The organism is Sphingomonas sp. IC-11 (assembly GCF_021043365.1).
Classification (GTDB): domain Bacteria; phylum Pseudomonadota; class Alphaproteobacteria; order Sphingomonadales; family Sphingomonadaceae; genus Sphingomonas.
Window position 1 is genome coordinate 1053116 of record NZ_JAJNDU010000001.1, and the last position, 17079, is coordinate 1070194.

Sequence of the window (17079 nt, forward strand, 5' to 3'; positions counted from 1 at the left end):
GGGGGAAGGGCGGTTGAAGAGTACAAACTGCTGACGACCGCTGTCTGGGCCGCGCTTCTCGCCCGCGAACCTGCCGGTCAGATCAGCAATTCGTCTGCCAGCAGTAACAGGAGCTTCACGTCCATGGCGGCACCTTCGGCGCGCTTCTTCGCCACGAACGCCGGTAGCGTGGTGCGTGGGACGACGTGGACGGTGATGTCCTCCTCTGCGTCTCCGCCCCCTTCGCCGACCTTCACCAATTCGCGCGCGCGCACCAAGGTAAAGCCTTCGCTGACCATCCCCGGCGACGAATGGAAAAAGCCGAGCGGCTCGATAGAGCCTGCGCGATAGCCGGTCTCTTCTTCCAGCTCCCGACCTGCTGCTTCCACCAGAGGTTCACCGGCTTCCACGTCGCCAATCAACCCAGCCGGCAGTTCCAGGCAAGTTCGGCCTAGGGGAACGCGATACTGTTCGACCAGAATCACCTCGTCAGCATCGGTGATTGCGACGATCACCGCGGCCCCGATCCCCCGGCAGCGCGAGGCAAATTCCCATTTGCCCTGCTTCACCATCTTGATGAAGCGGCCTTCCCATACGGTCTCGCGCACGGTGTCGTCGGTCATAGTTCGATCAATCGATCCGGCAGTTCGTTGGGATTGCTGCCCTGGCGTGGGAAGTGCTCCGCCAAGACCATACCGATCTCCGCCACGGCAGCAGCCATGCCGTCGCCAGGACGTCCGTCCTTCACCGCTTCGAGCAGCACCGCCATGGCATGGCCCCAGACGTCCGGAGAGACGCGGCTGTGTATGCCTGCGTCCGCCACGATCTCGGCTCGATGCTCATCGAGGCTCAGGTACAGGAGCACACCCGTCGAGGCGACGGTGCGATGCTCTGCGCTCGCCCGGAACAGCGTCAGGGCCCGGGCATGAACCCTCCGCGTCTTGGTGGCACCAGGCGTCAGTGCCATCCGCAGCCCCCCGATGGCGAGCACATAGCGGACGAGCAGGAACGTCGATGCCGCAAGGAGAGTGGCGACGGTTAGCGCGGTACCGGTGGATACATGCTCGTTCCACGGATCCCCGGTCAGCAAGTGAACGGTGTCGATTGCGCCCGGAAAGGTGGCAAGCAGCGCCAGCACGAGCAGCATGGCCAATACTGACCAATGCAGGCCGACGTCATGATAAGCGTCGGACCGGCGAGCGACGATGGTGACGATTTCGCCATCCGTGTTCTGCTCCGCAGCGGCAACAGCCGCTGTTACCTTTGCGTGATCCTCAGGGGACAGCCGCATCACCAGCTCCCCGAGGCGCCGCCGCCTCCGAATGAGCCGCCGCCGCCGCCCCAGCCGTCGTCGTCATTTCGACTGTTGAGTGCGGCGCTCGCCACATTGGCGGCAATGTTCCACAGAATGACGGATTCGAGACCGCCGTCGCTGCGATAGCGGCGGCCCTTTGCCGCGCCGCGACGCCCCAGCGACAGCAGGACGAAGAGCGCGACCATGCCCCAGAAGATCAGTCCGACGGGAAGGCCGCCACCGCTGCGGCGCTTGCTGGTCTGTGTCGCGTCGAATTGCTTGATGGCGGCATCAAGGCGCGCCTGAGCCTCTTCAGGCGACGCCCGTAGCTGCGCCTCGAGAGCATCCGCACCAGCGACAACCCCGCCCGGCAGGTCTCCAGCCTTGAAGCGCGGGAGGATCTGCTGGTTGATGATCACGCTGGAAAGAGCGTCGGTCAGTATCGGCTCAAGACCGTAGCCCACCTCCACGCGCACCTTGCGGTCAGTGGGTGCGACCAGAAGAATGGCGCCGTTATTGACGTCCTTCAGCCCGACGCCCCAGGCTCTGCCCAGCTTGTAGCCATATTCCTCGATCGGATAACCCTCCAGACTGGGCACCGTGGCGACGATCAATTGCCGCTTGGTGTCCCGCTGCACGGCATCGAGCTTGCGGGTAAGGTCCGCCTCTACTTGTGGCGGCAGAATATCTGCGGCGTCCACGACGAAGCCGGTGAATTTCGGGAAGGTCTGCGCGTTGGCGGCACCCGCTGCGAGCGACACGGTCAGCAGGAGTGCCCCCCAAATCAGGGCGGCGATCCATCGCCAGGACGCACGAGGTTGTGCGCCGATCCGCCTTCGGGTGGCAGCGAGTGGTGCGCTCATCCTGATCGTCAGCCGCCGAAATCAACCTTGGGGGCCGTCTCCGCTCCCGGCGTCGTGGCTTGGAACGGTACCATCGGCTTCGCGCCGTAAAAGATCCTGGCGCCGATCGCGTCGGGGAAGGTGCGGATACGCGTGTTATAAGCCTGAACCGCGGTGTTATAGTCGTTGCGGGCGATGGTGATCCGGTTTTCGGTGCCTTCCAGCTGGCTCATCAACGTGGTGTAATTCGCCTGGCTCTTCAGCTCGGGATACGCCTCCTGCAACCGCTGCAGCGAAAGCGTAAGCCCCGCCTGCGCACGCTGGTAAGCCTGCATCTTCGCGGGATCGGCCAGATCATCTCCAGACACTTGGATCTGGGTCGCCGACGCGCGAGCCTGAGTGACCTCAGTCAGCACTTCCTTCTCCTGAGCGCCCGCCGCCTTCACGGTCGACACCAGGTTGGGGATCAAGTCCGCGCGGCGCTGATACTGATTCTGGACGTCGGCCCACCGCGCCTTGGCATTTTCCTCCGCCGTCGGAACGCTGTTGATCCCGCACCCAGCAAGGCTGGCAGACAGTGCGAGGAGGACGACAGGGCGGAACGTCATGGGCTTGGCTCTCCAATAACTGTGTCATCGATATAGGACAGCCGTGTCGCTTGGCGAAGGGGCAATCAGCGATTAACCTTGATCAAAAGACGGGGAAATGACGATGCTCAAGGAATTCAGGGCGTTTATCGCCCGTGGCAACGTGCTTGATCTCGCCGTGGCCGTGATCATCGGCGCGGCATTCGGCAAGATCGTGACGTCTCTCACCGAGGACGTGTTGATGCCCGTGATCGGGAAGATCTTCGGCGGGCTGGATTTTTCCAGCTATTTCCTGGTGCTTGGTGAGGTGCCGGCCGCGTTGAAAGGCTCGACGGATTACGCCGCGCTCAAGAAGGCTGGCGTACCCCTGCTGGGCTATGGGGCGTTCGTTACTCAGGCCGTCAATTTCCTGATCGTGGCGTTCATCATCTTCATGCTGCTACGCACGGTGAACCGAGCAGTGGCCCTGTTCGAGCATGAAAGGGCCAGGGCCGCCGAAGAGCCCAAGGCAGAGCCAGCCGACGTCGCACTGCTGCGGGAGATCCGCGATGAGTTGAAGGCGCGCCCAAAGGTCTGACGAGCGCGGGCGTTCTTCTCGCCGTCGCGCGGGGGCGAGCGGCGGATTATGCCGCCGCCATCTCCTCTGCCGTGGCGTCTGCCAGGCTTGTACCGTCGAGGATACGCGCTGTTTCATCGCGCACCCGGGCCATCGCGTGGCGGATGGCGCAATCCGCTTCGCTCTTGCAATCCTTACACGGCCGATAGGCGGTGCGGCTGACGCAGGGTACAAGTGCCAGCGGCCCTTCAATCACGCGGATCACTTCGCCCAGCGAAATCAGATGGGCCGGCCGCGACAGCACATAGCCACCCATCTTGCCACGCTGGCTGTGCAGCAGGCCGGCGTCCCGCAGGTCCGCGAGGATCAGCTCCAGAAACTTGCGCGGCACGTTCGCTTCGGCCGCAATGCGGTTCATCGGGGTAGGCGGGCCACCGGCTGGCATGGTCGCGAGGAACAGCATCGAGCGCAGGGCGTAACGGGAACGCTGGGTAAGCATGATACTCTGTTATATGCACCCGCATTATGGCGACCGAAAGGCGCCTCTTCCAACTTTCTGTTCGGGTCCCTATATCGGTCGGGCTCGCGGGGCTTGCCCCACGGCTATGGCGATAAACGCCGGCGAAGAATAGGCACAGCGGACCCGGGGGCAGTACCCGGCGGCTCCACCATCGCAGCTGCTTTCAGCAGCTTCGTTGACGGGGCCGAACCAGGATCGACGTGTGTTGAAAAGCGCTGGTTTTTGCTCGGAATGGGACCACCGTGACGGCCCATACACAAGTGCCAACGATAACGAAGCACTCGCGATTGCGGCGTAACCTGACGGCTTAACGGCCTAAGGTTACTCCAAAATAGCGCGGTCGGGCCGCACCGGGCAACAGAAGCGGATTCCAGCGGCACGGGGAGCGCCGGGCAACAGAAGCTCCCCACCTCATGCATGCTCGCCCTGCAACGAGGGGCACTGGCGCGGACCTTGCCATTCGGGGTGGCGCGCGCAAATAGGTGCCTCATGGCGATCACCAGCGTTCCCGGTCATCCCTCCGATCATCGCGCCCGAATCGGCAATATTGTCGCCGATCGGCTCAGTGCAGATCCGCGAGCGATCCGACTTCCCACCGAGCAAGCTGCAGCGTGGAAGATCCCGAACTATCTCGACGTGGCGACGTGCAAGCGGCTGGTCGCGATGATCGACGCGAACCGGCGGCCCTCTACGTTGCTGTCCGATCATGGCGACACGTCCTTTCGCACCTCCGAAAGCTGCGACATGAACCGTCGTTCGCCGGACATTCAGCCGATTGACGAGGGGATCGCCAATCTTCTCGGGCTGGATCCCGCGTGGGGCGAGACAATGCAGGGTCAACGCTACGCGCCGGGACAATATTTCAAGGCGCACCATGATTACTTCCACGAAGGCGAGAGCTATTGGCCCTCGATGAAGGCATCCGGCGGCCAGCGCGTGTGGACAGCGATGATCTTCCTGAACGACGTCGAGGAGGGTGGGGCCACCTGGTTTCCCCAGGCCGGCGTACGCGTGAAGCCAAAGCGGGGTACCTTGCTCGCGTGGAACAACATGAACCCCGACGGCAGCCCGAACACCGCTACCCTCCACGAGGGCACTGCCGTTTCCGAAGGGGTGAAGTACATCATCACGAAATGGTTTCGAGAGGCACCCTGGACGCCTGGATCTTGACGCGATGATGCATGTTCTGGGGGTGGAACGGTCGATACTCGGCCAGCCGTGGCGATGGCGCGCCACTGCCGCCGATAACCTGGCGCCGCAAGATCTCGTCACGCAGTTGCTTCTCGCGCGCGGCTGCACGCCCGAGGCGCTTGAGGATCATCGCAGCCCCTCCATTCGGGCGTTCATGCCGGATCCGTCGATCTTTCGCGACATGGACTTGGCGGCTGAACGACTGGCGGACGCGGTTCAGCGGTCCGAGAAGATCGCGATTTTCGGCGATTATGATGTCGATGGCGCGACCTCCGCTGCGCTGATGATCCTGTTGCTTCGCCAGCTTGGGCTGGAGGCCCGCGGCTACATTCCCGACCGCCTTACCGAGGGCTACGGGCCGACCGCCGCAGCGATGACGCGACTGGCCGGTGAGGGGGCGTCGTTGATCGTGACCGTGGATTGCGGGGCCCAGGCGTTCGAGGCGCTGGCGGCCGCGCGCGCTGCGCCGGTCGATGTGATCGTGGTCGACCATCACCAATGCGCCAGCGAACTGCCGGTGGCACATGCGGTGGTGAACCCCAATCGCCTTGATGAGGCCGAAGGCGCGGCCCATGGTCATCTCGCAGCCGTTGGCGTCGCCTTCCTGCTCGGTGCCGCCTTGCTCAGGACCCTGCGGCGCAGGGGCTTTTTCGCCGCGCGACCTGAGCCGAAGCTTCTCGATCTGCTTGATCTGGTGGCCTTGGGCACTGTCGCTGACGTGGCCCAGTTGCGCGGGCTGAATCGTGCCTTTGTCGCTCAGGGTCTGAAGGTCATGGCGGGTCGCCGCAACATCGGTCTTGCTGCCCTGATCGAGGCGTCCCGCCTGACGCGTGCGCCCACCGCGACCGATCTCGGGTTCGCGCTCGGTCCTCGCATCAATGCGGGCGGCCGAGTGGGGAGAGCTGATCTGGGCCTGCGTCTGCTCACCACGCGCGATCCGGCTGAGGCCCGAACGATCGCGGCGGAACTGGATCGGCTCAATGAGGAACGGCGCGCGATCGAGGCTGCCGTTCAGGTCGAGGCGGAGGCGATGTACGCCTCGGGCCGCCGGGTAACGGTGGTTGCAGGTCAGAACTGGCACCCGGGCGTAATCGGGATTGTCGCGGGGCGGCTGAAGGAGAAGCTCGGCCAGCCTGCCATCGTGATTGCTGTCGACGGCGACGGGGTGGGGAAGGGCTCCGGCAGGTCGATCACCGGCGTCGACTTGGGTCAGGCGATCCTTGCAGCAAAGGAGGCTGGCATCGTGGTGGCAGGAGGCGGACACGCCATGGCTGCCGGTCTCACGATCATGGCGGACAAGGTGCCGGCATTCGCTGATTTCCTCGAAGAGTTGCTCGGCGATCGCGTGACGGCCGCCATCGCCGACCGCGCCTTGTTGGTCGATTCCGTCCATGCCCCCGGCGGTGTGACGCCAGATCTCGTCACCGCGATGGAAACGGGCGGGCCCTATGGTGTCGGCTGGCCAAGCCCGCGCGTCGCGATCGGGCCGGTTCGGCCGGTGCGCGTCGATGTGGTTGGCAACGGCCATGTCCGCGCAATCGTGGCTGGTGATGACGGACGCAGCCTGAAGGCCATGGCGTTTCGGTCGGCGGATACGCCGCTGGGTGCGGCGTTGCTCGGGGCTGCCTCCCACCGCAAGCTCTGGCTGGCCGGGCGTCCGAAGATCGATGATTGGTCGCAGCGGTCCGCAGCCGAGCTTCACATCGACGATGCAGCTTGGGCGGATTGAGCATTGCAGCATGAAATGCAGCAGAAGTGGAAAGGGGCGATTGACAGGCGCCTCGACCCCCTCTAGCTGCACCCCCGCTGGCCCCTTCGTCTAGTGGTTAGGACGCGGCCCTTTCACGGCTGAAACACGGGTTCGAGTCCCGTAGGGGTCACCAGCACCTCGCCCGATCGCTCCGTTCGGCGCCAAAAGGGCGGCAGAACGGGGAGGATGCGTGGCTTTCGATCTTAGCGGGCGCACGGCGCTGATCACGGGCGCCTCCTCTGGCCTGGGCGCCCATTTCGCCGAAGTGTTCGTGGCCGCCGGTGCACAGGTGGTGATCGGCGCGCGGCGCGTTGATCGGGTTGAGGCCCTTGCCTCGCGCTTAGGTGACAAGGCGCTGCCCATCGCGATCGACGTGACGGATGAAGCTTCCATTGCGACGGCGTTCGATGCCGCCGAGGCCCACTTTGGGGCGGTCGACACCGTGATCGCCAATGCCGGCGTGGCGAACGGGGGCCGCACCGTTGATGTTTCGCCGGACAAGCTGCGACAGACGATCGACACGAACTTCACCGGCGTGCTGCTGACGGCGCGCGAAGGCGCGCGTCGCATGATCGCTGCGGGGTCGCGGGAAAGCGGGCGTGGGCGGATCGTTCTGGTGGGCTCAATCACCGCCCATGTGACTGGCCATGGTGATAGTGCCTATGCCGCGTCCAAGGCTGCGGTGGCGCATCTCGGACGGAACCTGGCTCGTGAATGGGTGAGGCAGGGCGTCAACGTCAACGTGATCCAGCCCGGTTACATACAGACGGAAATCGCCGGCGACTGGTTCGAGAGTGAAGGCGGCGCCAAGCAGATCGCCGGCTGGCACCGCCGGCGCTTCATGCCAATCGATGTCCTGGATCCGCAGCTGCTCTACTTCGCCTCCGATGCCAGCGCCATGGTCACCGGCTCGGTCATCGACATCGACGACGGTCAGTCGCTCTAACCGTCGTCGCACGCGGATCGCGGACGGATGTACCGCGGCCTATCGTCCCTTCTCCGCCGGCTTAGACAAGCGCAACGCCAGGGAGTAGAGCTGCCGGGTGGTTACGATCGACCTGAACGCGGATCTTGGCGAAGGTTTCGGCCCATGGGCCATGGGCGACGACGCAGCGATGTTCGCGCTCGTCACCAGCGCCAATGTGGCGTGCGGCGGCCATGCGAGCGATCCCGAAACCATGTTCCGGACGCTCTGCCTCGCACGCGATAACGACGTCGTTGTCGGGGCGCACCCCAGCTATCCCGATCTTGCCGGTTTCGGCCGCCGCCGATTGCCGGTGAGCGAGGCGGAGGTCGAGCGGTTCGTGGCGGCTCAGATCGGATCCATCCTCGCGGTTGCTTCGCTGGCGGGCCACCCTGTGCGCTATGTGAAGCCTCATGGCGCACTGGCCAATGTCGCCGCGGCAGAGCGCGCCGTTGCCGAGGCGATCGTCCGATCCGTTCAGGCCGTGGATCGCCGCCTCGCCATTCTCGCCATTTCCGGCACCGAACTGGAAAGCGCTGCATCACGGGCCGGTCTGCGCGTGTTCAGCGAGATTTATGCCGATCGGGCCTACACGGCTGCCGGGCAACTCGTGCCGCGTAGCGCACCGGGTGCGGTTATCCACGATGCCGATGCCGCCGCGGCCCGGTTGCTCGCCTTCTTCGATGGTGGCGCGATGCCCACCATTGACGGCGCGTCGATCAAGCTCGCAGCAGACTCGATCTGCGTCCATGGTGACAATCCGGCCGCCGTGGCGATGGCGGCTCGGGTGCGGTCTGCATTGGAAGGTCAGGGGCTGAAGATTGCTCCGTTCCTTGATCGCGCATGAGCGATCCGGTCTTCCGCTCCGCCGGTTCCGGTGCGCTGCTGGCGGACTTCGGGAGTGTGATCGAGGAAGCCCTTTTCGGGCGCGTGCTGTCTCTTGATCGTGCGCTTGCGACCGCGCGGCCGTACTGGCTGCAGGAGACAGTGCCGGCTTATACCAGCCTGCTGATCGTGTTCGATCCTCTTGCCGTCGATCACGGCGAGGTAATGGCATATGTCCGCGCGCTGGAGCCGACGCCGGTCAATCTTCTTACAACCACCACGCACGTCGTGCCTGTTTGTTATGAAGGGGAGGCCGCGCCCGATATCTCCGAGGTCGCGGCGACGCTTGGTACTTCCGAAGAAGCGGTCATCGCCGCCCATCTCGCCGGCGACTACCGGGTCTTCATGTACGGCTTCGCGCCCGGCTATGCTTATCTCGGCGGTGTCCCCAATGAGCTGCGGCTGCCGCGCAAAGTGGCTGCAGTGCGCGGTCATGCGGTGGGAAGCGTCATGGTGGCCGGCCCACAATGTCTGATCACCACCTTGCCGATGCCCACTGGGTGGTGGGTGATCGGGCGCACCCCGCTTCGCGTACTTGATCCCGCCTCGGAGCGGCCGTTTCTGTTCGAGGCAGGAGACCGCGTTCGCTTCACTCGCGTGGGGCTGGCGGCGCTTCAATGAGTGAAGCGCGGCTCCTGATCGAAGCGGCAGGGCCGCTCACCACTGTTCAGGATGCGGGCCGGCCGGGTTGGCGGCGGTTCGGCGTGCCGCCGTCCGGTCCGGTCGACCGGCGCGCCTTCGCTGCTGCCGTAAGCGCAAGTGGGGGGCATGGCAGCGTCATTGAGCTTTCGTTGGGCGGCCTGACGTTCAAAGCGGAAGGTCATCCGGTCGCCGTGGCAATTACCGGCGCTGCAACGGCTGAGGTGAACGGCGTTGACGTCGGTGGCTGGTGCGTGGTGACCCTGCAACCAGGAGCCCGCTGTCGTATCCGCGAGAGCGGGGGCAACTGGGGCTATTGCGCGCCGGCCGGACGAATAGTGGCCGATGCGTGGCTGGGCAGCAGCTCCACTCATTTGATCGCTGGTCTAGGCGGCGGCAGGATTGCGCCAGGAGGCGTCCTGACAGTTCGGGACGCTCAGGGCGATCTTGCCTCGGTGGCAATCCCCCGACCCCCTCAATCCGCTGCGATCACGGTGGCGCGGGCCATATTGGGTCCGCAACAGCGCTTCTTTTCCGGCGAAGTGCTGGAACAGCTTGAAGGCGAGCGCTTCATGGCCAGCCCGCGTTTCGACCGCATGGGAATGATTCTTGACGGTCCCAGGCTCCCGCCCTCGCGGATCGATATGCCCAGTGAGCCCGCCATTCGCGGCGCGCTGCAGATCGACGGTGATGGACGAATGAGCCTTCTGACCGCCGATCATCAGACCACCGGCGGCTATCCGCGCGTCGCCGTGGTGATTGAACCTGACATTGATCGCATTGCGCAATTGCCTGTCGGCGCAGGCATCCGCTTTGAACTGGTCGATGAAGCGGAAGCAATTGCGCAAACCCGAGCTGCGGCTCGCCAGACCGCCGAGTGGCTCACGCGGGTAAAAGCCGGCGCCCGATCACGCCCTCCGCTGATTACGGCGAATCTCACCGATGGCGTCGTGGTTAGGCGATTGATGTCTTAGTCATCGCGGAGCAGCCATCGCCCATACGTGCTTCGCGCCGATCCGCTGCACCGGAGCCATGAAGCCGTGCGAACAGCCAGTCCCGGCCCCGGTACGCGAACAGACGCGCCGCAGGTCAGGCAGGCTTCTTCGCCACTCCGACCAATGACGGGCGCAACAGGCGGTCGCGGATCATCCAGCCGGACTGCATCTCCTGAACAATGGTGCCGGGCTCGGCATCGGAGGGCATCTCGACCATCGCCTGATGCCGGTTGGGATCAAGCGGCTGTCCCATCGCCTCGATCCGGGTCAATCCGTGGCGCTGGAAGACGCTTGTCAGCTCCCGGCCGGTGGCTTCCAGACCGGTGATGAGCCCCTTCAGCTTTTCGTCTTCACGCAGATCGGCGGGAATCGCGGCGAGTGCGCGCTCCAGATTGTCGTTCACGCTCAGCACGTCGCGCGCAAACGCAGTCGCTGCATATGCGCGCGCGTCTGCCGCGTCCTTTTCCGCACGGCGGCGGACATTCTGGGTCTCCGCCTGGGCATAAAGCGTCTGCTGCTTGGCATCGGCAAGCTGGGCCTCCAGCTCGGCAACGCGATCATGCTCGGCAACCTCGGGGGCGGCGGCAGCGGTTTCCTCGCGCAGATCCTCGCCCGGGGTGTTCGTCTCGGTATCGGTCATCGTTTCCCTGTCTTTGCTGGCAGCTCAACCCATCAAGCGGGCGAGCGTTGCGGCAGTGAAATCCACCATGGGCACGACACGCGCGTAGTTCAACCGGGTCGGCCCGATCACGCCGACCACGCCGACCACGCGACCGTCGCTGCCGCGGAACGGCTTTGCAATGACGGACGAGCCCGAAAGGGCAAACAGCTTGTTCTCGGCGCCGATAAAAATTCGGGTCGCATCGCCCGCGCTTGCGGAATCCAGCAACGCGGCGATTTCCTGTTTGCCGTCCAGATCGTCAAGCAAGTCGCGCACCCGCTCAAGATCGGCCGTGGCCGCGTCATCAAGAAGGCGTGCCTGTCCCCGCACGATCAGCACGGGCCGCCGTTCGCCATCTTCGCTCCAGACGGCGATGCCGCGCTCGATCAGTGCGCGTGCCGCGCTGTCGACGGCGGCCCGTCCTTGCGCAAGCTCGCGCTCGATCCGGACGCGTGCGGCGCCGAGCGTCAGGCCCGACAGGGTCGCGGACATGTAATTGCCCGCTTCGATCAGTGCGCCGGCGCCGACACCAGGCGGCAGGTCGACGACCCGGTTCTCCACCGCGCCATCCTCGCTCACCAGGACCGCCAGTGCCTGGCCGTGGGAGAGGGGGACGAACCCAATGGAGCGAAGCACCTGTTCGTGCTTGGGCACCATCACGAGTCCTGCGCACGCGGAAAGCCCCGAAAGCGCGGCGGTGGTAGCAGCGAGTGCCTCTTCCACTGGCCCGCCAAGCCCTGCGCGCGCTTCGATGGTGGCGCGCTCCTCGGCGGAGGGTTCAAGCGCCTGCATCATTCCGTCGACGAACAATCGCAGGCCGAGCTCGGTCGGCATGCGGCCGGCGGATGTATGAGGCGCCGCCAATAAGCCCGCGTCCTCGAGCTGCGCCAGCACGCTGCGGATCGATGCGGGTGAGAGGTTGAGCCCCGCCTGCGCCAGCGTCTTCGACCCAACCGGATGGCCGCTCGCGAGATAGCCGTCCACCACCCGGCGGAAGATGTCTCGCGCTCTATCGGACAGTTCGGCGATGGGCGGGGAAGGTGTCACGTTCCAAATCTAGGCTGCACATACTGGCGCGGCAATCACGTAGCGGCTACGGCCGGCACAAATCACCGCTGCTCGCCAGAAGCCTTTCGAAGACTGCCATGCGCTTGAACAAAGCCGCAGGGTGCGTCAGGTTCCAACCGAGCGGCTTCAGGAGTTGTTTCGAATGCGTCCCAGCGGCCGTGCGCCCGACCAGATGCGCGCCATCACCATTGAGCCGAACTTTACCCGCCATGCCGAAGGGTCCGTGCTGATCGGCTTCGGCGATACGCGCGTGCTCGTCACCGCCAGCGTCGAGGAGCGTGTACCGCCTTTCTTGCGCGGCAAGGGGCAGGGTTGGGTCACTGCGGAATATGGCATGCTGCCCCGCGCCACGCACACCCGCGGCAGCCGCGAGGCGGCCAAGGGCAAGCAGTCGGGGCGGACGCAGGAAATTCAGCGACTTATCGGTCGATCCTTGCGCGCCGTGACAGATATGGCTGTGCTGGGCGAGCGACAGATCGTGCTCGATTGCGACGTGATCCAGGCCGATGGCGGCACCCGCACTGCATCGATCTCGGGTGCGTGGGTCGCACTGCGCCTGGCGGTGAACGGCCTGATGAAGGCCGGAAAGATCGAGAAAGATCCGATCTCTCAGAAAGTTGCGGCGGTAAGCTGCGGCATCTTCAAGGGAAATCCGGTGCTCGATCTCGATTATGACGAGGATTCGAACGCGGACGCGGACGCCAACTTCGTCCTTCTTGAAAACGGCCATATTGCCGAAGCGCAGGCCACGGCGGAACATGCCACCTATGATGAGGAGGCCTTGCTCCGGCTGCTGCGTCTGGCCCGGATCGGCTGCACCGACATCTTCGCGGCTCAGGAACGGGCGATCCGGGCATGAGCGGGGAGGGCAGCGAACCGCAAGCTATCCGCAAGCTGCAACCGGGCAAGCTCGTGATCGCCAGCCACAATCCCGGAAAGGTCCGCGAGATCGCGGCCTTGCTTCAGGGCCATGGCGTGGAAGCGGTCTCGGCCAAGGATCTCGACCTTCCGGAGCCGGAAGAGACCGGCACCACGTTCGTGATGAACGCGGAATTGAAGGCAAGGGCGGCGGCTGACCTTTCCGGTTTGCCCGCGTTGGCTGATGACAGCGGCCTGTGCGTTGAGGCTTTGGGCGGTGATCCGGGGATCTTTTCCGCCCGCTGGGCTGGCGAAAGCAAGGACTTCAACGAAGCCATGCGCCGCGTGCACGAAAAGGTGGACGCGATCGAGGACGCATCCCGCGACGCTCACTTCATCTGCGCTCTGGCGCTGGCATGGCCTGATGGGCACGTCGAGTGGTTCGAGGGCCGGGTGGATGGCACCTTGGTGTGGCCACCTCGCGGGGATAACGGCTTTGGCTATGATGCCATGTTCCTGCCGGAGGGTGGGACCGAGACATTCGGCGAGATGGACCCCGACGCGAAGCACGGCATCAGCCATCGGGCGGACGCATTCCGGCAACTGGTCGCCGCGGTATTCTGAGCATCCCGGCGCACGTGGTGCGCCCGGCGATGGTCACGGCAGCCTGCAGATCATGGCGCGCCGAGCGCTGACCCGGCGACCTATCCGGCGCGCCGGGTCAAAGTGTTCGTTCGCCCACCACATTGCCGGCCGGGCTGTATCGGCACACCAGATAATCATCGCGCCTGTTGGAGGCGATGGCACAGCCGACACGCGTCGTGTTGCGCCAGATCATCTGGGTATAGTGCGAAACGTCTTGCCATTTGCCGGTACGGCTGAAGGCAGGCGTGATCCCGTTCACGAAGTCGCGTCCTTCCGCGGCCCAATGCCCGAGCATTTCCTCGAACCGATATGCACCCCGAGTCCCGGTCCACAGATTCTCGCCCTGGCGTGTCGGGCCGTGCGGCTGCTCGGCATGCGCGAAGCGCCCGCTCCGCGCCATTTCCTCGGCATAGCTGCGGGCGGAGGCAACAAGCGATTCGTCCCACTGGAGCGGCGGGACACCGGTATCGGCACGCGTGCGATTATGCCCCTCCAGCATTACTTGCCGCAGCAAGGCTGAGCCGCGAGGTGCCGGCACCTCCGACAGTGTTTCCTCCACCACGCGTTCGGGCCCCTGGGCGCAAGCAGATAACAGAAGGGCCAGAGCGATAAGGTGGCGTTGCAGCTTCATCGCGACCATATCGGCATGATCATGATCCCCGACAATCCTCTGGCGCTCTACGTCCACTGGCCGTTCTGCGTCTCGAAATGCCCTTATTGCGATTTCAACAGCCACGTCCGTGCCAATGTTGATCAGGAAGTATGGCGCGATTCGCTTCTGGCCGATCTCGCCCAGGAGGCGTCGGTCCTGAAGGGCCATCGCCTCACCTCGATCTTCTTCGGCGGGGGGACGCCGTCGCTGATGCCCCCCGAGACGGTGGCGGCCGTCCTGCAAGCGGCCGAGCGCCACTGGGGCTTCGCGCCCGGTATCGAGATCACGCTCGAGGCCAATCCATCCTCCGTGGAGGCGGCGTGTTTCGCCGATCTCGCCGCGGCGGGCGTGAACCGCGTCTCGCTCGGGCTTCAGGCGATGGACGATCAGGCGCTGCGCTTTCTCGGCCGTGCGCATGATGTGAGCGAAGGGTTGGGCGCGCTCGCCGTCGCTCAGAAGGCGTTTGCCCGCGTCAGCTTCGATCTGATCTATGCCCGTCCGAACCAGTCACTGGAGGCATGGGAGGCCGAGTTGCGGCGTGCTCTGGCGTATGGAACGGAGCATCTGTCGCTGTACCAGTTAACGATCGAGCCGGGCACGCGCTTCGCCACGGAGGCTGCTGCCGGCCGTCTCACGATACCCGATGGGGACGCGGCGGCGGATCTCTTCGAGGCTACCCGCGCCATCACGGCCGCCGCCGGACTTCCCGCCTATGAGATCAGCAATCATGCGCGGCCCGGCGCGGAAAGCCGTCACAACCTGGCATATTGGCGCTACCAGACGTACGCAGGCGTTGGTCCTGGCGCGCACGGCCGCCGCGGCGGACTGGCCACCGTCCGCCGGAAGAAGCCGGAAAACTGGCTGTCGGCGGTCGCCCGCAACGGCCACGGTATCGAGAGCGAGGAACCACTCGCCCCCGCTACCCAGGCGTCAGAGGCGTTGTTGATGGGCCTCCGGTTGAGGGAGGGCGTGGATCTTTCGCGAATCGCCAGCCTCGCCGGACTGGAGGTTGACGCACTTGTCGATGAGCGTGCGATCGCGCGCCTTCCGGACCTGATCTGCCGCGAAGGGACCCGACTACGGGTCACCGAAGCCGGAATGCTGCTCCTGGACGCGATCCTGCCGGAAGTGGTGAAGGTCAGCGTTCCCGCCTGAGGGCGCTCATATGCCCCACCAGAACAGCACCATCGTGACCAGTGCGATTGCGACGAAGATGAGATGTCTGCCGCTGTCGGGATCACGCTCCGGCCGATCAACAAAGGTAACCGGGTCGTCCGGGTGCGGTATACGCGGCGGGCGCTCGTGTTGAGGTTGCCGTGGATCATCGGTCATCACGCATCTCCGTGATGGGGGCTTTGACCGGTCAGGCGCCAACGTCAACCGCACGACCGGGGTGGCTTGTGACAATCAACCGCCCCCGGCTAAAGGCCCGCGGGCCAGAGTAACGGAGAGGCAGCATGCGCGTCATTGATCATCACATCGTCGGCTCTGGGAGCGCGGCAGGCGGGCGTGTGTCCGACGTTTACGATCCCAACACCGGGCGGGTCCAGGCGCGCGTGACCTTGGGCACCCAAGCCGATCTTGATCGCGCGGTGGCAGCGGCGCAGGCGGCGCAACCGGCCTGGGCGGCGACCAACCCGCAGCGCCGCGCCCGCGTGATGTTCGCGTTCAAGGCGCTGGTCGAAGCGAACATGGACGAGCTCGCGCACCTCCTTTCGTCCGAACACGGCAAGGTGATCGCCGATTCCAAGGGCGATATTCAGCGCGGCCTCGAGGTCGTCGAATTCGCCTGCGGCATCCCGCATGTGCTGAAGGGCGAATATACGCAGGGCGCTGGCCCGGGCATCGACGTCTATTCGATGCGCCAGCCGATCGGCATCGGCGCCGGCATCACCCCGTTCAACTTCCCGGCGATGATCCCGCTCTGGATGGGCGCGGTGGCGACGGCCTGCGGCAATGCCTTCATCCTGAAGCCGTCCGAGCGTGATCCGTCGGTGCCGGTGCGCCTCGCCGAGCTGATGCGCGAGGCGGGGATGCCGGAAGGGATCTTCCAGGTCGTCCATGGCGACAAGGAAATGGTCGACGCGATCCTCGATCACCCGGCGATCGGCGCGGTCAGCTTCGTCGGTTCGTCGGACATCGCGCATTACGTCTACAATCGCGGTGTCGCGGCCGGAAAGCGTGTCCAGGCGATGGGCGGCGCCAAGAACCACGGCATCGTCATGCCGGATGCCGATCTCGATCAGGTGGTGGCGGATCTGTCGGGCGCTGCCTTCGGCTCCGCTGGCGAGCGCTGCATGGCGCTCCCCGTCGTCGTTCCGGTCGGCGAGAAGACCGCCGTGGCGCTGCGCGAAAAGCTGCTGCCGGCGATCGAGGCGCTGCGCGTCGGCGTCTCCACCGATGCGGAGGCGCATTACGGCCCGGTGGTGAATGCCGCGCACAAGCAGCGCGTGGAGAACTGGATCCAGACCGGCGTCGACGAGGGCGCGGAGCTGGTGGTCGATGGCCGCGGCTTCAAGCTGCAGGGGCATGAGGAAGGCTTCTTCATCGGCCCGTCGCTATTCGATCATGTCACGCCGGACATGCAGAGCTACAAGGAAGAGATCTTCGGCCCGGTGCTGCAGATCGTCCGCGCGCCCGATTTCGAGACCGCGCTTCGCCTGCCGAGCGAGCATCAGTACGGCAATGGCGTCGCGATCTTCACCCGCAACGGCCACGCCGCGCGTGAATTCGCGGCGCGCGTCAATGTCGGCATGGTGGGCATCAACGTGCCGATCCCGGTGCCGGTCGCCTATCACACCTTCGGCGGCTGGAAGCGTTCGGCGTTCGGCGACACCAACCAGCACGGCATGGAAGGCGTGAAGTTTTGGACGAAGGTGAAGACGATCACGCAGCGGTGGCCGGACGGCGCCGCCGACCTGCCGCGCGGCAGCGAGGATGGCGGGCCCAGCCGCATCCAGGACGCGTTCGTCATCCCGACGATGGGATGACGC

The 17079-nt window shown here is 65.0% G+C and carries 20 protein-coding genes, 1 tRNA gene and 1 other RNA gene; 13 read left to right on the forward strand and 9 right to left on the reverse strand.

Annotation, left to right across the window (positions count from 1 at the left end):
- Window positions 1-77: 77 nt before the first annotated feature.
- From LQ954_RS05030 to LQ954_RS05045, 4 genes are read right to left on the reverse strand one after another with little or no spacing between them, the layout of a single operon-like run.
- On the reverse strand, window positions 78-602 hold the full coding sequence (locus LQ954_RS05030; protein WP_227770554.1) for an NUDIX hydrolase: 525 nt from the start codon (window positions 600-602) through the stop codon (window positions 78-80).
- Window positions 599-1270: a TPM domain-containing protein gene (locus LQ954_RS05035; protein ID WP_227770553.1), complete on the reverse strand. Its 672-nt coding sequence runs from the start codon at window positions 1268-1270 to the stop codon at window positions 599-601. The genes LQ954_RS05030 and LQ954_RS05035 overlap by 4 nt, the downstream gene beginning before the upstream one ends.
- Window positions 1270-2136: a TPM domain-containing protein gene (locus LQ954_RS05040; protein ID WP_231022220.1), complete on the reverse strand. Its 867-nt coding sequence runs from the start codon at window positions 2134-2136 to the stop codon at window positions 1270-1272. Before LQ954_RS05040 ends, LQ954_RS05035 begins: the two co-directional genes overlap by 1 nt.
- A gap of 8 nt (window positions 2137-2144) precedes the next feature.
- Window positions 2145-2723, reverse strand: coding sequence for a LemA family protein (locus LQ954_RS05045; protein WP_227770551.1), 579 nt, complete (start codon window positions 2721-2723; stop codon window positions 2145-2147).
- A gap of 103 nt (window positions 2724-2826) precedes the next feature.
- Here LQ954_RS05045 and mscL point away from each other — a divergent pair, with 103 nt between their 5' ends.
- Window positions 2827-3279 (forward strand): large conductance mechanosensitive channel protein MscL, encoded by a 453-nt coding sequence (gene mscL, locus LQ954_RS05050; protein WP_231022221.1) that lies wholly within the window; start codon window positions 2827-2829, stop codon window positions 3277-3279.
- Window positions 3280-3325: 46 nt separating this feature from the next.
- Here mscL and LQ954_RS05055 read toward each other — a convergent pair whose 3' ends face one another.
- Window positions 3326-3757 carry an RrF2 family transcriptional regulator gene (locus LQ954_RS05055; RefSeq protein WP_066781816.1) on the reverse strand — a complete coding sequence of 144 codons (432 nt, stop codon included), beginning with the start codon at window positions 3755-3757 and terminating at the stop codon, window positions 3326-3328.
- Between the two features lie 43 nt (window positions 3758-3800).
- Here LQ954_RS05055 and ssrA point away from each other — a divergent pair.
- From ssrA to LQ954_RS05095, 8 genes are all read left to right on the forward strand, one after another.
- Window positions 3801-4150, forward strand: a transfer-messenger RNA (tmRNA) gene (ssrA, locus tag LQ954_RS05060).
- 117 nt (window positions 4151-4267) lie between these two features.
- Entirely contained in the window at window positions 4268-4948 is a 681-nt protein-coding gene (locus tag LQ954_RS05065; protein ID WP_231022222.1) for a prolyl hydroxylase family protein, read from the forward strand.
- Window positions 4949-4952: 4 nt separating this feature from the next.
- Window positions 4953-6698 carry a single-stranded-DNA-specific exonuclease RecJ gene (gene recJ, locus LQ954_RS05070; RefSeq protein ID WP_231022223.1) on the forward strand — a complete coding sequence of 582 codons (1746 nt, stop codon included), beginning with the start codon at window positions 4953-4955 and terminating at the stop codon, window positions 6696-6698.
- Between the two features lie 79 nt (window positions 6699-6777).
- Window positions 6778-6852 (forward strand) — tRNA-Glu (locus tag LQ954_RS05075).
- Window positions 6853-6909: 57 nt separating this feature from the next.
- Complete coding sequence (locus tag LQ954_RS05080; RefSeq protein ID WP_231022224.1) at window positions 6910-7665, forward strand: SDR family NAD(P)-dependent oxidoreductase; 756 nt, start codon at window positions 6910-6912, stop codon at window positions 7663-7665.
- A 97-nt stretch (window positions 7666-7762) separates the two neighbouring features.
- Entirely contained in the window at window positions 7763-8530 is a 768-nt protein-coding gene (locus LQ954_RS05085) for a LamB/YcsF family protein (RefSeq protein WP_231022225.1), read from the forward strand.
- The gene (locus LQ954_RS05090; protein WP_231022226.1) at window positions 8527-9189 is read left to right on the forward strand and encodes a 5-oxoprolinase subunit B family protein; all 663 of its coding nucleotides are present in this window, start codon (window positions 8527-8529) and stop codon (window positions 9187-9189) included. Before LQ954_RS05085 ends, LQ954_RS05090 begins: the two co-directional genes overlap by 4 nt.
- Window positions 9186-10181, forward strand: coding sequence for a biotin-dependent carboxyltransferase family protein (locus LQ954_RS05095; RefSeq protein WP_231022227.1), 996 nt, complete (start codon window positions 9186-9188; stop codon window positions 10179-10181). Before LQ954_RS05090 ends, LQ954_RS05095 begins: the two co-directional genes overlap by 4 nt.
- A gap of 115 nt (window positions 10182-10296) precedes the next feature.
- Here the strand turns inward: LQ954_RS05095 and grpE are convergent, their stop codons facing one another.
- Together grpE and hrcA are read right to left on the reverse strand one after the other, a co-directional pair.
- Complete coding sequence (gene grpE, locus LQ954_RS05100) at window positions 10297-10842, reverse strand: nucleotide exchange factor GrpE (RefSeq protein WP_231022228.1); 546 nt, start codon at window positions 10840-10842, stop codon at window positions 10297-10299.
- Between the two features lie 24 nt (window positions 10843-10866).
- Complete coding sequence (gene hrcA, locus LQ954_RS05105) at window positions 10867-11910, reverse strand: heat-inducible transcriptional repressor HrcA (RefSeq protein WP_227770543.1); 1044 nt, start codon at window positions 11908-11910, stop codon at window positions 10867-10869.
- Between the two features lie 163 nt (window positions 11911-12073).
- Here hrcA and rph point away from each other — a divergent pair, with 163 nt between their 5' ends.
- Entirely contained in the window at window positions 12074-12790 is a 717-nt protein-coding gene (gene rph, locus LQ954_RS05110; protein WP_231022229.1) for a ribonuclease PH, read from the forward strand.
- On the forward strand, window positions 12787-13413 hold the full coding sequence (rdgB, locus tag LQ954_RS05115; protein ID WP_231022230.1) for an RdgB/HAM1 family non-canonical purine NTP pyrophosphatase: 627 nt from the start codon (window positions 12787-12789) through the stop codon (window positions 13411-13413). Before rph ends, rdgB begins: the two co-directional genes overlap by 4 nt.
- Window positions 13414-13510: 97 nt before the next feature.
- Here rdgB and LQ954_RS05120 read toward each other — a convergent pair whose 3' ends face one another.
- A complete protein-coding gene (locus LQ954_RS05120; protein WP_330999939.1) occupies window positions 13511-14065 on the reverse strand; it encodes a CAP domain-containing protein in 555 nt (184 codons plus the stop codon).
- A 21-nt stretch (window positions 14066-14086) separates the two neighbouring features.
- On the opposite strand from LQ954_RS05120, the gene hemW reads away from it, so the two are divergent.
- A complete protein-coding gene (hemW, locus tag LQ954_RS05125; RefSeq protein WP_231022725.1) occupies window positions 14087-15241 on the forward strand; it encodes a radical SAM family heme chaperone HemW in 1155 nt (384 codons plus the stop codon).
- 6 nt (window positions 15242-15247) lie between these two features.
- On the opposite strand, the gene LQ954_RS05130 is transcribed toward hemW, so the two are convergent.
- Window positions 15248-15418 (reverse strand): hypothetical protein, encoded by a 171-nt coding sequence (locus LQ954_RS05130; protein WP_227770539.1) that lies wholly within the window; start codon window positions 15416-15418, stop codon window positions 15248-15250.
- Window positions 15419-15543: 125 nt separating this feature from the next.
- Between LQ954_RS05130 and LQ954_RS05135 the strand changes: the two genes are divergently transcribed.
- On the forward strand, window positions 15544-17076 hold the full coding sequence (locus LQ954_RS05135; RefSeq protein WP_231022232.1) for a CoA-acylating methylmalonate-semialdehyde dehydrogenase: 1533 nt from the start codon (window positions 15544-15546) through the stop codon (window positions 17074-17076).
- The last annotated feature ends 3 nt before the right edge of the window (window positions 17077-17079 follow it).